The organism is Paraprevotella xylaniphila YIT 11841 (assembly GCF_900683745.1).
Lineage (GTDB): Bacteria > Bacteroidota > Bacteroidia > Bacteroidales > Bacteroidaceae > Paraprevotella > Paraprevotella xylaniphila.
Window position 1 is genome coordinate 3549764 of the sequence record NZ_LR215980.1, and the last position, 14401, is coordinate 3564164.

The following is a 14401-nucleotide window of genomic DNA, read 5'->3' on the forward strand; positions in this document are numbered from 1 at the left end:
GCTGTTTTATCTGACCCTCAGTGTTTTCCCGGCCCGTATGCTTGTACCTTTTATGCCGTTGAGGCGTTTGAGTTTGGATACGGTCGTTCCGTAACGTTTCGCAATCGTCGAGAGAGTCTCTCCCGAGCGTATGGTGTGGGTTCTCGATTTGCTGCGGCTGTTCTTGCCGCTGCGTGAACGTGTAGCGGATGATTTTTTTGCAGATTGGCTTACTTCCACCTCGCTACGGTTGGTAAACAGTTCATCCGACTTATAAGTGTAAACGGAATCTCCGGCCGCAATGAACGCGCTGATACCGTGAGTGGGCAGGCGGAGAATGCAACTTTTCTTGGCACCCGGAATAAGGCCCGTACGATATTGCGGATTAAGGGCTTTGACTTCTTCCGCCTTGACGTTGCATACGGCTACGATTTGGTCGAAATGCACGTCACGGTCAACGATGATGGTGTCCGTGCTAGGCGGTAACGTGGTGGTCATCGGGCATATATTATGTTCGCAATAATAGTTCATGACGTAATTGGCGGCAATGAAAGCCGGAACATAACCTCTTGTTTCCTGCGGAAGATAAGGATAGATTTGCCAATAATCCCTGCTTCCTCCTGCGCGTCGGATGGCTTTGTTCACATTGGCCGGCCCGCAGTTGTAAGCCGCAATGACCAAAGTCCAGTCGCCGAAAATCTGATAGAGGTCTTGCAGGTAATGTGCGGCGGCATACGAGGACTTGATGGGGTCACGACGTTCGTCTATCAGACTATTGACATCGAGGCCATATACTTTACCGGTAGAAATCATGAATTGCCACAATCCGGCTGCACCGACCCGTGAGGTGGCTCCGGGGTTGAGGGCGGATTCGATGACCGGCAGGTATTTCAGTTCGAGGGGTAACTGGTAACTTTCCAATGCCTCCTCGAATATAGGTACGTAAAAGTTATTGGCTGCCAACATGTAGGATACGGAGCGTCTCAGCCGTGTACAATATTGGTCGATGAATTTCCGTACCACTTCGTTGTAGGGCATTTCTATGACATTGGGCAGGCGGTTGAGGCGCGAGATGTATTCCTCCTTGCTGTATTGCGGATTCTCGTCCGAACTTTCGCACTTCTCATCCAATCCCAGGTAGTTCTTGGTGTTCCATTCTTGCAACAAGCTGTCTATTTCGTAGGTCATACCTTCCGGGAGGCCGATTACTTCGTCTTTTCCCGTCTGGTCGTCGTGTACGGTGATGTCGTTTTGTGCTTTCATCCCCGTAGCCAATAAAGCTGCTATACAGAATAATCCGATTTTCTTCATCATGGTTTAAAAGTTTAAATTACATTGGACGCCTACCGAAGCCTCCCGTCCCCGTCCGCCGAAATTAAAGACGGCAGGTTCGAACTGTAGGCTCAAGTCCTTGGAAATGTCGAAAGACGAGAGTTCCGCGTCCACGTATGCGTCTACTACCGAAAGCAGGTATACGGCTATCATGGCGAATATGCTCATGTCGCGATACTTGCGGTAATAGTTCTTTTTGTTCTTGAATATTTCTTTGTATTGCTCTTCCCGGCCTGCAATGCTGTAATTCAACGGGAGCATGTTCTCGTAGCTCTTCGTGTTGGGGTCATCATCCATGATATCCAGATAGGCTTGTGAATAGTCGCCATACATCTGGTTGTTCCATGTCAGGGCATAAAGACATCCTAAAAAGCCTCCATAGACAATAGGAATCTTCCACAGTTTACGGTTGTAAATCTGGCCGGCTCCCGGAATAATCAGGGATAACCACAGTGCACGCTGTGGATTGGGAATGAAACGCTTTTCCATAAAAGGGGGCGTGTGGCGGAGCAATGAATCGCTTTTCAGGCCGACGGCAGTGGAATCCAATGCGGTTGCGGTGGTGTCCGTCAACGTTCCTGCGGACGGCAAACTGTCACCGGGCGTGGGGGACGTTTCGGTGATAACGGGTGGGATGGTGTCTTTGGCCGTAACGGCCAACGTGTCGGTGAGCAGGGAAACTGCGGTGGACGCAGAGTCGTGTACGGCAGGCCTGCTGTCTGCTGTCAGAGGTGCTTGCCCCCAAACTGAAGACACCCCACCGTGCATGAACAAGATGCCGAGCAGGATGAGTGAATGATGATATAAGAGTCTAATACACTTCAACTTTTTAAACGGTCAAACAGTTCGATAATACGTTCCAATTCCTCTTCGTTCGCAAACGGAATGCTAATCTTCCCCTTACCTTTATCCGAACAAGTAAGTTGTACTTTGGCTTGAAAGAATTTAGATAGACTTTGTTTCAATACGTTGTATTCCTCTGGCAAGCGTGCTCCTTTCGGTATGATCTTTTTGCCTCCGCTTTTTACGCTTTCGCCTTCCGTGAGTGCCTTGACCATTTCTTCCACCTTCCGGACGGAAAGGTTCTCCTGGATGATTTGTTGGAATAATTTAATTTGCAGCGTAGGGTTGTCCAAGGCGAGTAAAGCGCGTGCGTGTCCCATGTCGATGTCTTTGTTTTGCAAAGCCATCTGAATAGGGGCGGGCAAACGGAGCAGACGCAAATAATTCGTGATGGTAGAGCGGTTTTTGCCGATGCGTTCACTCAATTTTTCTTGTGTCAAGCTGTACTGTTCGATAAGATGTTGGTAGGCCAGTGCTATCTCCACCGAATTCAGGTCTTCGCGTTGGATGTTCTCTATCAAGGCCATTTCCATGACATTTTCGTCATCTGCCGTACGTATGTATGCCGGGATGGTGTGCAAGCCGGCTTGTTTGGAAGCTCTCCAACGCCGTTCTCCGGCGATGATCTGAAACGTGTCATCCTCCATTTTGCGGAGTGTGATAGGTTGTACGATACCTATTTCCGCAATGGAGGCGGCCAGTTCGCGCAGACTTTCAGGGTCAAAATCCCTTCTCGGTTGGTTGGGATTCGGAGATATCTTGTCCAGTTCGATTTCATTAATGGTAGAGGAACCGTCCGTGTGGACTTCCTTGGTGGAAATCAGAGCGTCCAATCCTCGTCCTAAAGCAGGGTATTTCTTGTGTACAGCCATTCTTTTTTCTGTTATTTGTCTTTTTCAATAATTTCTTTCGCCAAGGCCAAATGGTTCTTGGAACCTGTGGAATCCGTATCGTAAAGGATGACCGGGAGACCGTGGCTCGGGGCTTCGCTGAGTTTGACGTTCCGTTGGATGACGGTTTTGAAGACCAGTTCCTGGAAATGTTTTTTCACTTCATCATAAATCTGGTTGGCCAAACGCAGGCGGCTGTCATACATGGTCAGCAAGAAACCTTCGATTTCCAAAGACGGGTTGAGCTTGGATTTGATAATCTTGATCGTATTGAGAAGTTTGCTGATACCTTCCAATGCGAAATATTCACACTGGACCGGGATGATTACGGCATCGGCTGCCGTCAATGCGTTTACGGTGATGAGACCTAATGAAGGGGAACAATCTATCAAAATGTAATCGTATTCGCCCTTCATGGGGGAAAGGATGCCCGTCAGCACTTTTTCCCGGTTGGGAAGGTTCAGCATTTCTATTTCCGCACCGACCAAATCAATGTGGGAAGGAATGATGTCCAATCCCTCGATATCCGTAGTATAGATGGCATCGCGCGGATCTGCATGGTCGATGATACATTCATAGATAGAGCAGTCTATTTCTGATACGTCTACTCCCAAACCGGAAGATGCATTGGCCTGAGGATCCGCATCGACAAGCAAGACCTTTTTTTCCAATGTCGCTAAAGAGGCGGCCAGATTCATCGAAGTCGTGGTCTTTCCGACCCCTCCTTTCTGATTTGCTAAAGCAATAATCTTTCCCATATCCTAATATTTGGTTTGCACAAAAGTAACGTATTCCTGACTACTGCGCTTTAGAGAATGCAGATAGAAACGTTAAATTGTTGAAAACTCGACTGTATTGTTAATAACTATATGGAACATCATGCCGCAAAGATAATGTTTTTCAGTGAAAGCACTGAGCTTTTAAACCTTTTTTCGTACTTTTGTAGAAACAAATATAGGTGAAAATGAACGACATGAGGCCGCTTATCCTACTCTCGAATGATGATGGAGTACAGGCAAAAGGATTGAACGAATTGATAGATATGTTGTCGCCTTTGGGAGACATTCTTGTTATGGCACCGGACGGGGCGCGTTCCGGTTCTGCCTGTGCCATTACGGCGCACGACCCTTTACGTTATCGCGTCATGGCTGTACGTCCGGGCATAAAAATCTGTGCGTGTAGCGGGACTCCGGTAGACTGTGTGAAACTGGCACTTGAAATGGAAACCGGTCGTAAACCGGACGTGGTGGTCAGTGGTATCAACCATGGGGACAATTCTTCTGTCAACGTGCATTATTCGGGGACGATGGGTGTGGTGTTAGAGGGGTGTATGAAAGGCATCCCGTCTGTCGGTTTTTCCTTGTGTGATTTCGATGAGGACGCTGATTTTTCTCCTACCGTCCCATACGTGCGAGGCATTGTGGCGCGTGTGTTGAAAACGGGATTGCCCGCAGGGGTATGCCTGAATGTAAACTTTCCCCAACCGTCGGGACAGGGGTACCGTGGAACGAAGGTATGCAGGATGGCCCGTGGGATGTGGTCCAACGAGTTGTATGCGGCCGATCATCCTCGGGGCGGAAAGTATTTTTGGCTTACCGGTGAGTATACCAACAAGGAGCCGGAGCGTACGGATACGGATGCTTGGGCTTTGGCACACGGCTATGTGGCGGTGACTCCAGTCACGGTGGACGTAACGGCTTATCAGGCCATGGACGGACTCAAAGACTTGGAGGTTTTATGAAATATTATCTGATTGTCGGTGAGGCCAGTGGGGACTTGCATGCGTCTCATCTGATGAAAGAACTGAAAGCCCGGGATGCCGAAGCGGATTTCCGCTTTTTGGGAGGAGACCTGATGAAGGCGCAGGGCGGGACTTTGGTACGTCATTATAAAGAATTGGCCTACATGGGGTTTATTCCCGTGTTGCTCCATCTACGTACGATACTGCACAACATGAAGGCATGCAAACGGGACGTTTTGGTGTGGAACCCCGATGTGTTGATTCTGGTGGATTATCCCGGTTTCAATTTGTCTGTGGCGGAATTCGTGCATGCGCATAGTCCCATACCGGTATATTACTATATCTCTCCCAAGATATGGGCATGGAAGGAGTATCGTATCAAGAATATCAAACGAGATGTGGATGAGCTTTTTTCCATCCTTCCGTTCGAGGTGGACTTCTTTGAGGGTAAGCATCATTATCCTATTCATTATGTGGGTAATCCTACGTTGGACGAAGTGGAGGCTTACAAAAAGGAAAACGAAAGGGATTTTGAACGTTTTGCGGAAGACAACGGATTGGAGGGCAAGCCTGTCTTAGCTTTGTTGGCCGGAAGCCGTAAACAGGAAATCAAAGACAACTTGCCCATGATGGTAGAGGCTGCTTCCGTTTATGCCGGACAGTATGAGTTGGTGTTGGCGGCGGCTCCTAATATAGACCCTGAATTTTATGGAAAAGTGTTACGGGGCAGCCGTGTGAAAATCCTGTACGGACAGACCTATCGTATATTGCACCATGCCTGCGCTGCTTTGGTCACGTCTGGGACGGCTACGTTGGAGACTGCACTTTTCCGGGTGCCCCAAGTGGTATGTTATTATACAGCTTGCGGAAAACTGGTCTCTTTCTTGCGTCGGCATATTTTGAAAGTCCGTTATATTTCGTTGGTCAATCTGATAGCCGGGCGAGAGGTGGTCAAGGAGTTGGTGGCCGACGGGATGAGCGTGGGGAATATACGGGAGGAACTTTCTCGGATTCTGCCCGGCGGAAACGGACGCACAGCCATGTTGCAGGGCTATGAAGAGATGGCTGTCAAGTTAGGGGATACCGGTGCGCCCGCGAAGGCGGCAAGTCTCATGCTCCGTCTGTTGGGGCGTGGCGTGGAACGGATAGCCTCTTCTGATAGCTGCCGTTAAGGCAGGCCTGTACGGATAATGAAAGGGCGGGAACCGTTGCTTCGAGCAAATGGTTCCCGCTTCTTGTATCAGGTATGGCCATCATGGCCGGGTTGCCTTTTTCTCTTTAATTTATAATAAAGTAAGGGTGTAGAGGTAGATGACAGAAGCCGGAATGGCCAGTAATGAGCTGTCGAAACGATCAAGCATCCCTCCGTGTCCTGGCAGGATATTGCCGCTGTCCTTGATTCGTAACTGCCGTTTCAAAAGGCTTTCCACAAGGTCGCCCCATGTGCCGAATATTACCACTGTAAGTGACAGTCCCAACCATTCCCATCTGCCGAGCGACGGTTCGAAGCAGGCAAAAATCTGTGATGCGGCTACGGCTACCAATCCCCCGCCTACGGAACCTTCCCACGATTTGTTCGGAGAGATACGCGGAAACAGTTTGTGACGACCGAAAAGCGAACCGAAACAGTAAGCTCCGGAGTCACTGGCCCAAAGGAATACGAATACGGAAAACGGCAGCATGCCCGCATAGGCCACACCGATGCTGTAAGACGCTTCGGGTTGGTAAGCCAATATATTGAGCGATGCAAACGGCAAGGCCACGTACATCTGGCTCATCATGGTATAGGCCCAATTGTTCAGTGCATGTTCGCTTTTCAGGTAAAGTTCACTGACCAACAGGTACACCACTGATAGCAGATACGGGATGAATACCCCGGAAGGGGTAAGGTTGCTGCAAAAGCCCGAAACGGCCAAAAAGAGGTAAATTCCGGCCACCGTACAAATCACTGCATTGGTTTGTACGTCGGCCCGCCGGTTCACCACTTGGCAAAACTCCCGTACGCTCAGGCCCGTTACCACGGCAAAGAGCAGGGTGAACGTGACGTTACTCCATAAAATACCGCCCACCAGTACCGCTACGAAAGCGATACCGGTGGCTGTGCGGAGACATAAATTCTTTATTTTATCGGTCATTTTTCTTTAGGGGCTTGTGCGTCTTGCGGTTTTTCAGCCTCGTGAGCGTCTGCTTGTGCCGTGGTTTCCGTAGGATGTTCGGATAGCATATCCGTCGGTTGCTCCTCCGAGGCAGTCGCAGGCTGTTCCTCTTTTTGCTCGTCAGCATCCTGAGCCATCTCGTCTCCCGGGAGTTCTTCGTTCATGCTAAGCAATTCTTCCGTGCGGCTAGTCCACGGACGTTTGCCGAAAATCTTCTCCACGTCTTCGGCGAAAATCACTTCGCGCTCCACCAGTATTTTTGCCAGTTCCGCATGTCCCTCTTGATGTTCGCGCAACAAGGACTTGGCACGTTCGTATTGTTCGGCAATCATCTGCTTCACTTCCTCGTCAATCAGTTGTGCGGTCTGGTCGGAATAAGGCTTCGTAAAGTTGTATTCGTCGTTGTTGTAATAACAGAGGTTCGGCAGCCGCTCACTCATACCCAGATAAGCAATCATGCTGTAAGCCTGTTTGGTCACGCGCTCTAGGTCGTTCAACGCACCGGAAGAGATGTGACCCGTGAATAATTCTTCGGCAGCCCGGCCGCCCAATGTGGCGCACATTTCGTCGAGCATCTGCTCTTTGGTCGTAATCTGTCGTTCCTCTGGCAAATACCAGGCTGCGCCAAGTGCACGTCCGCGCGGCACGATGGTCACTTTAATCAGCGGATTGGCGTATTGCAGGAACCAGGAAATGGTGGCATGTCCCGCTTCGTGCAAGGCAATGGTCTGTTTTTCTTCCACCGTCATGACTTTGGTCTGTTTTTCCAATCCTCCGATAATACGGTCCACGGCACTCAAGAAGTCATCTTTGCTCACGGCCTTTTTCCCATGCCGGGCTGCAATCAGGGCGGCTTCGTTACATACGTTGGCGATGTCGGCACCGGAGAAACCCGGTGTTTGGCGGGCCAACAAGTCAATGTCCACCGTGCTGTCCGTTTTCACCGGACGGAGATGGACTTTGAATACGGCTTTCCGTTCATTCAGGTCCGGCAGGTCCACGTGTATCTGACGGTCAAAACGTCCGGCACGCAGCAAGGCTTTGTCCAGAATGTCCACCCGGTTGGTGGCAGCCAGGATGATGACGCCGCTATTGGTGCCGAAACCATCCATTTCGGTCAACAACTGGTTCAATGTGTTTTCCCGTTCGTCGTTTCCTCCCATGGCAGGATTCTTTCCACGTGCCCGTCCCACGGCGTCGATTTCGTCGATGAAGATGATGCACGGGGATTTTTCTTTGGCCTGACGGAACAAGTCACGTACGCGGCTGGCTCCTACGCCAACGAACATTTCCACGAAGTCGGAACCCGAGAGGGAAAAGAACGGTACGTTGGCTTCTCCGGCCACGGCCTTGGCTAATAATGTCTTACCCGTTCCCGGAGGGCCTACCAACAGAGCTCCTTTGGGTATCTTGCCTCCCAAATCGGTGAATTTCTTTGGGTTCTTGAGGAACTCCACGATTTCCGCCACTTCCATTTTGGCACCGGCCTGTCCGGCCACGTCCTTGAAAGTCACTCTCGTGGCTTCGCCTTTCTCTATGAGCTTGGCTTTACTTTTCCCTACGCTGAATACGCTGCTCCCCGTCGGGCTTCCGCCGCTCATCCGTCTCATGATGAATACCCAAATGGCGATGATGACGAGCAAGGGGAAAAAGTTCCAGAAGATATTGCTCATGAAGTCGCTGCTCTGCTCGTATTTCAACGTGCCCTTGAACGCACCGGTGTTTTGTGCTTCATGTACCAAATCGAGTAATGCTTTGTTATCGGCATATTCCACGCTGATGACGGGCAGGCCTCCGATGCCTTTGACATCGTTTGTGCCGAACACGTCAGCGCGGTGCTCTTTTTTGACTCCCATTTGCAACACGCCCTTGTCTTTTTGGGCGATGATTCCGGTGGCGTAACCCTTTTTGACGTAAGTCTCGAAAGTCGTGTAGTCCACCGTTTTGGTGGAACTTCCTCCCGTTCCCGTGAAGAAGAGGTATACCAATATCACGATGATTATGCCGTATATCCAATTCATGTTGAACCGGGGCATCTTATTCTTGTTCTCTTTTTCGTTCATGATGTTTTAGGATGAGTTTAGTCAATGTCGGGAAGCGCGGTCAGTTGCGCGTCTTCCCATAGGTGTTCGATGTCGTAAAACTCTCGTGTTTGCGGCAGGAAGACATGTACGATGATGTCCGTATAATCCATTGCCACCCATTCGGCGTTCCTCAATCCGTCCACGGCTACAGGTTTGGCGTGCGCTTTGAGCCGCGCGGATTCCTCTATGGATTCCGCTATCGCCCGCACTTGTGAGGGAGAGTTCCCTTGGCAGATGATGAAATATTGGCAGATGGTGTCGCCTATGTTCGTCAAGTCGGCTACGACGATGTTCTTTCCTTTCTTTTCCTGTATGCCTTCCGTGATGGCATTTACTAATTGTTGCGTTTCGTTCATGCGTTAATCCATACATAAATTGTCGGGCAAAGATAGTATATAATATGTTATCATTCCAATTTTTAGGCTCAAAACCCTTTGCTTTTTATCTTTTTTAGATAATATAATCCGGTTTGTGCGTGGCGGTACGCCCGGAAACATAGGGCGGCTGCTGTGGATTGGGATTTATGTGGATACGGCAGTTCCCGCATGAAAAAAGGGTATAAAAATTTGTGGGTTCAAAAATAAGTCGCTAAATTTGCACTCGCAAAAAGGACAGTGGGCTATGGTGTAATGGTAACACAACAGATTCTGGTCCTGTTTTTCCAGGTTCGAATCCTGGTAGCCCAACTGCAACAGTGCCGGTGGCATCTGTTTTTTGTGGAAGATTGGACTATGGTGTAATGGTAACACAACAGATTCTGGTCCTGTTTTTCCAGGTTCGAATCCTGGTAGTCCAACAACCAATCAAAGAAAAGCCTTAAGAAACAATTTCTTAGGGCTTTCTTATTTTTTGAGAGCCCCAAATAGAGCCCAAAATGATGATACTTCCTGACACTATACAATTATAACTATAACCATAATATGATAATTTTTAGTTGAGCCCAATACAGAGCCCAATATTGAGATTACTTATGCAATCTAATGATACTTATCGCTACTAATAATCAACAATAGTGATATTAATTAATGTATCAACAAGTATCAATAGAATGCAGTACAGAATGATAATTGAAGGATTGGTAGTCCAACAACCAATCAAAGAAAAGCTCTAAGAAACAATATCTTAGGGCTTTTCTTATTTTTTGAGAGCCCCAAATAGAGCCCAAAATGATGATACTTTCTGATATTATATGATACTATTATAATGCCCCTATATCCCTGATATTACAATATACGGCACTCGTGGCACTTGGCACTCAGCCTGCGAAAGACCTTGCTACGATTGGGCTTGTAACAGTTTACAAGTGCCAAGAAGTGCCAATTAGTGCCATTGATAGTGTGCTAAAAGGGATATATTTCCTTATATCAAGAGCTACATTGGGCTCTGAGACCAATCGGAGACCAATCAAAGCCCACAATATAGATATGACGACTTGTCAAGCCTGTATTTACAGTGATTTGCCTGCAATATTCTTTTGATATGACGAGTATTGTCGTGGAGTATTCCGTATATTTGCCGATATAGAAATCGCATATCCTTGATATGACGGCTTGTCATATTGAGTTATCAAGGAACGATTCTTGATATTATATTACTGATAAACAATCAACTATGAACAATAAAAATACTATAAGAAGAGACTATCTTATCATTCGTAGGATTATGAGAGGAGACCACCCAAGTGCATCCGTATTGTTGCAATACTTGGAGCGGAACGACATTGCCGTTACATTGCGGACATTGCAACGTGATATGGCAGATATTAGGAGTAACTTTGATGTAGAGGTTATCTATGACAGCAAAAAGAACGGCTATTATATTGATGAAACTTGTAGCATGGATATGGATAAACTGCTGTACTTTCTCGGATTAGCTGAAAGTTCAGATGTGATATTATCCAATATCAAGGATAGGCAAAAGCTGCTGAAATATCTGTCAATAAGCCCCAATCCGCATGCTAAAGGAGTAGAGAATATAGGTGTATTGTTGCAAGCAGTACAGCAATGTATGGTTATCAGTATTGACCATCTTAGCTATCAGACGGAAGAACAAAAGCAATATACCGTAGAACCTTATCTCTTGAAAGAATTTGAGGGAATGTGGTATCTGTTCGCCTATTGTGAGGATATGGGAGTGTTCCGCACATTCGGACTTGACAGAATCAGACAAATACGGATTACAGACAAGGTATTCCAACGTAGAGAAGAATTGGAGCAGAAAGCAAAGAAGTTTGATAATGTATATGGGCTGGTGTATGAACCTGCTAACAATCCCAATGCCCCGATAGAGGAAGTAAGGCTGAAAGTATCTGCCGTTATGCTGCCTTATATCCAATCTTTGCCGATACACTCCTCACAAAGTATAAACGGAGATATAATAACACTGCATCTCATAATAAATCCAGAGTTAGAAAACAAGATAATGAGCTATGGAGAATACATAGAGGTGTTGTCTCCACTTTCATTGCGAAACAAGATTAAGGAAAGGATAATACAATTACTCTCAAAATATGATGATTGACCGATATAGAGACCGTTACAGCAATGTAACGGTTATTTTTTGCCCATAAATCAAGAAATATAATGAAAAAAGCAAGATTACCGACTTAAACTGTCGTACCCATAATCCGATATTTGCAGCAAACTTACAAGTCTGTATCAAGAGGAGGAAAGAAATCGGCAGGAGAACACTCAAATTCCTGTGCTATGACATACAACTGATGAACGCTGTATTTCATATCGAATTTGTCGCTCTCTATCTGTCCGATGAAGCTAGGAGAACAACCAAGAATTTCAGCCATACCACGCTGTGATATGCCAAGCTCCTTACGCTTCTCCTTAACTTTCTGTATGACAAATATATCAACCTTTGACTTCATGCAAAAAACTCTGATTAACAACTTGTAAAGTTGAAGAAAAGATTTATCTTTGTGCTTAGTAATACTTAGCGCTTGGTTAAAATTCAAGGATTATGGGAAAGAAAATTATTGAAAAAGGATGGCTGTATGAGTATGAGAAAACAGCGGAAAGCCAGATAATAAACGGCTATGAAGTTACAGGGGTAAGATATGTATTGGGAGAACAATTTGATACTTCCTGTAAGAAAGCATTAATCTGTATCGGTATAAATCCAAGTACGGCAATACCTGAACAGCTTGACCCGACACTAAAAAGGGTACAGAAATATACCAAAAGAAGCGGTGAATATGGAGCATGGTATATGCTGAATGTGTATTCGCAACGTGCAACCAATCCCGATGACATGGATATAGAACCCAATATGGAAATACACCGTAACAATCTGACTGCCATAAAGAACTTGTTATCCGAAATAAAAGAAGCAGATGTATGGTGCGCTTGGGGTAATCTTATCGGAAAGAGGAAATACCTGTATGACTTGTTGTTTGGAAATAAAGAAAAAGATATTGACGGTATTATCAGCCTGTTCAGTAGGAATTATCACTTCAAGGCATACGGAGCTACTACGAAAGGGAATCCTAAACACCCTCTTTTGATAGGGGAAAAAGCTGAATTGAGCAGTTTGGATGAAATCGGATTGAAAGAATTATCGGATAGAATTATTAATAACATTAAGAAATAACATCATGAAATTGAAGTATTTATTGGCTGCTTGTACAGCCTTTTTTCTTGTATCTTGCAGTAATGATGATGAACTGCCCCAACTGCCCCAACACGGTGATATTGTGGGGCTGAATATCAAAGATGCAAAGTATATCTATACAAGTGGAACTAACACCCGTTCTTCTGCTGCCCAATATCGGCAGATTAAGAAAGACGGTAGAGACATGGAATTATCATGGATTGACAATAAGGGTGATACGGTTAGAATAAATGATTTGTCTAAAATATGGGATATTAATGAAACGTATCTGATGATAAACACAGAAAGACCTATAAATTATAAACCCTCATTTGATGAGAATGGGAATATACTTCTTGATCCAATAATAGATGGAGGACACTCTTACCTCATTAATAAAGAGACAGAAGCGATATATGATTTAGGTATAGGACTAAATGGAGAAAACGCTATAACAGATAAACAAGAAAATATCTATGCAACACAATATTCTGGTCTTGTCTTGTATAAAATACATACGCAAGATGTTACAAATTTGAAATTGGAAATGTATGCACAGGCTTCAGTACCCCAAGCTCAATTTGTTGTGAATAATAAAGGAATATGCTTCTACGATTACAGATATATCCGTCCGTCGTATGGTACGCAACAGTTTATCATTTCTAATTTTATCCCCCAAACAGAATATGGAAACGCTTTTGTTTCTCACGACAACGAGGATTTATATCTCACGGCTGTGAGTGGAGAATACGATTCTTACAAACTTGTAGTTAGCAAGTTGAATGAGAAACAAGAACTCCAAAGTCAAATTATGGCAGAGACGGAACTTCTTGATTATTGGGGAAGACCACAGCCTAATGATATACAAGTGAAATGGAACGAACGTAGGGCTACGATGCTGATAAATGTTTATGGACGCACATACGAATATATACTTGCAACAAGGACATTGACAGAAATCCCTGTTAATCTAAACGGATTCTTCACTAAGAATTATTCTACCTATGTTACAGCAAATGCTTTATATGCACGGAAATCTGTGGATAAATTGGATATTATAGCATTAGAGGACTACAGTATCAAGGAATTGGACTTGTCAAGTAAAGGCATTGATTTTCGTTCCATTTATACAATGGACGGTTCTGATTTATTGTATTTTGCAGGTTTTCAATATAGTACAAGCCAATCTGTTATTGGAACGATTGATATAGACGGTAATATGGAAATTACGGAATCAACACCTAATCCTATCACTAACATAATACAAATAAATTAGGGTATGAAAAAGCAGCTCAAACAATTAGAAGAATTTCATCGGGCTTTTGGCTTGTACATAAATGAACAGCCAACTTTGCGCATTCCCCAAGATTTACATGAACTTCGTATGCGTGTGATGAAAGAAGAAGTTGATGAATATGCAGAAGAATACGCAATCACAGGAGATACAGAGGATGAACGGCTGCAAGCGGTAGCCAAAGAATTAGCCGATATAGCTTACACCTTGTTGGGAACAGTCGTCTCTCACGGTTTACAAGATGAATTTGAGCGTATCTTCGATGCGGTGCATGAAAGCAATATGAGCAAGTTGGACGAAAATGGAAAACCGATTTATCGTGAAGACGGTAAGATACTGAAATCAAGCCGTTACCATGAACCCGATTTGAGTTTCTTGAAAAATAAGAAATAATTTCTCTATACCAACCGCTATGATTATGAAAAATTGTAGCGGTTGTTTTCGTAAATAAACAAATCCTACGTCAGAAAATGTCGCAGGTC

14 protein-coding genes and 2 tRNA genes are annotated in these 14401 nt (G+C 45.6%); 8 read left to right on the forward strand and 8 right to left on the reverse strand.

Features of this window, described 5'->3' with window-relative positions; translation table 11 throughout:
• Nucleotides 1-6: 6 nt before the first annotated feature.
• The 4 genes from E0E47_RS15040 to E0E47_RS15060 are packed head-to-tail and all read right to left on the reverse strand — an operon-like array spanning nucleotide 7 to nucleotide 3802.
• Nucleotides 7-1293: a lytic transglycosylase domain-containing protein gene (locus E0E47_RS15040; protein ID WP_008629770.1), complete on the reverse strand. Its 1287-nt coding sequence runs from the start codon at nucleotides 1291-1293 to the stop codon at nucleotides 7-9.
• A 3-nt stretch (nucleotides 1294-1296) separates the two neighbouring features.
• Nucleotides 1297-2136 (reverse strand): DUF5683 domain-containing protein, encoded by an 840-nt coding sequence (locus E0E47_RS17700; protein ID WP_232038464.1) that lies wholly within the window; start codon nucleotides 2134-2136, stop codon nucleotides 1297-1299.
• Entirely contained in the window at nucleotides 2133-3026 is an 894-nt protein-coding gene (locus E0E47_RS15055; protein ID WP_008629776.1) for a ParB/RepB/Spo0J family partition protein, read from the reverse strand. The genes E0E47_RS17700 and E0E47_RS15055 overlap by 4 nt, the downstream gene beginning before the upstream one ends.
• 11 nt (nucleotides 3027-3037) lie before the next feature.
• Nucleotides 3038-3802: a ParA family protein gene (locus tag E0E47_RS15060; RefSeq protein WP_008629779.1), complete on the reverse strand. Its 765-nt coding sequence runs from the start codon at nucleotides 3800-3802 to the stop codon at nucleotides 3038-3040.
• Nucleotides 3803-4008: 206 nt separating this feature from the next.
• Here E0E47_RS15060 and surE point away from each other — a divergent pair, with 206 nt between their 5' ends.
• A complete protein-coding gene (surE, locus tag E0E47_RS15065; RefSeq protein ID WP_130894048.1) occupies nucleotides 4009-4785 on the forward strand; it encodes a 5'/3'-nucleotidase SurE in 777 nt (258 codons plus the stop codon).
• Nucleotides 4782-5957, forward strand: a complete 1176-nt coding sequence (gene lpxB, locus E0E47_RS15070) for a lipid-A-disaccharide synthase (RefSeq protein WP_130894049.1) — start codon at nucleotides 4782-4784, stop codon at nucleotides 5955-5957. The genes surE and lpxB overlap by 4 nt, the downstream gene beginning before the upstream one ends.
• A gap of 111 nt (nucleotides 5958-6068) precedes the next feature.
• On the opposite strand, the gene E0E47_RS15075 is transcribed toward lpxB, so the two are convergent.
• From E0E47_RS15075 to rsfS, 3 genes are read right to left on the reverse strand one after another with little or no spacing between them, the layout of a single operon-like run.
• Nucleotides 6069-6920: a phosphatidate cytidylyltransferase gene (locus tag E0E47_RS15075; RefSeq protein WP_008629784.1), complete on the reverse strand. Its 852-nt coding sequence runs from the start codon at nucleotides 6918-6920 to the stop codon at nucleotides 6069-6071.
• Nucleotides 6917-9004 carry an ATP-dependent zinc metalloprotease FtsH gene (ftsH, locus tag E0E47_RS15080; protein WP_130894050.1) on the reverse strand — a complete coding sequence of 696 codons (2088 nt, stop codon included), beginning with the start codon at nucleotides 9002-9004 and terminating at the stop codon, nucleotides 6917-6919. The genes E0E47_RS15075 and ftsH overlap by 4 nt, the downstream gene beginning before the upstream one ends.
• Nucleotides 9005-9021: 17 nt before the next feature.
• A complete protein-coding gene (gene rsfS, locus E0E47_RS15085) occupies nucleotides 9022-9381 on the reverse strand; it encodes a ribosome silencing factor (protein ID WP_008629788.1) in 360 nt (119 codons plus the stop codon).
• Nucleotides 9382-9640: 259 nt separating this feature from the next.
• On the opposite strand from rsfS, the gene E0E47_RS15090 reads away from it, so the two are divergent.
• The 3 genes from E0E47_RS15090 to E0E47_RS15100 all read left to right on the forward strand — a co-directional run bounded on the left by E0E47_RS15090 (nucleotide 9641) and on the right by E0E47_RS15100 (nucleotide 11545).
• Nucleotides 9641-9711 (forward strand) — tRNA-Gln (locus E0E47_RS15090).
• 39 nt (nucleotides 9712-9750) lie between these two features.
• Nucleotides 9751-9821 (forward strand) — tRNA-Gln (locus E0E47_RS15095).
• 815 nt (nucleotides 9822-10636) lie between these two features.
• Nucleotides 10637-11545, forward strand: coding sequence for a helix-turn-helix transcriptional regulator (locus tag E0E47_RS15100; protein WP_130894051.1), 909 nt, complete (start codon nucleotides 10637-10639; stop codon nucleotides 11543-11545).
• Nucleotides 11546-11669: 124 nt separating this feature from the next.
• On the opposite strand, the gene E0E47_RS15105 is transcribed toward E0E47_RS15100, so the two are convergent.
• Nucleotides 11670-11903 carry a helix-turn-helix domain-containing protein gene (locus E0E47_RS15105; RefSeq protein ID WP_130894052.1) on the reverse strand — a complete coding sequence of 78 codons (234 nt, stop codon included), beginning with the start codon at nucleotides 11901-11903 and terminating at the stop codon, nucleotides 11670-11672.
• Nucleotides 11904-11995: 92 nt separating this feature from the next.
• On the opposite strand from E0E47_RS15105, the gene E0E47_RS15110 reads away from it, so the two are divergent.
• From E0E47_RS15110 to E0E47_RS15120, 3 genes are read left to right on the forward strand one after another with little or no spacing between them, the layout of a single operon-like run.
• Entirely contained in the window at nucleotides 11996-12625 is a 630-nt protein-coding gene (locus tag E0E47_RS15110) for a DUF1643 domain-containing protein (protein WP_130894053.1), read from the forward strand.
• Between the two features lie 4 nt (nucleotides 12626-12629).
• Entirely contained in the window at nucleotides 12630-13901 is a 1272-nt protein-coding gene (locus tag E0E47_RS15115) for a hypothetical protein (RefSeq protein WP_130894054.1), read from the forward strand.
• A 3-nt stretch (nucleotides 13902-13904) separates the two neighbouring features.
• Nucleotides 13905-14312 (forward strand): pyrophosphohydrolase domain-containing protein, encoded by a 408-nt coding sequence (locus E0E47_RS15120; RefSeq protein ID WP_008620343.1) that lies wholly within the window; start codon nucleotides 13905-13907, stop codon nucleotides 14310-14312.
• The last annotated feature ends 89 nt before the right edge of the window (nucleotides 14313-14401 follow it).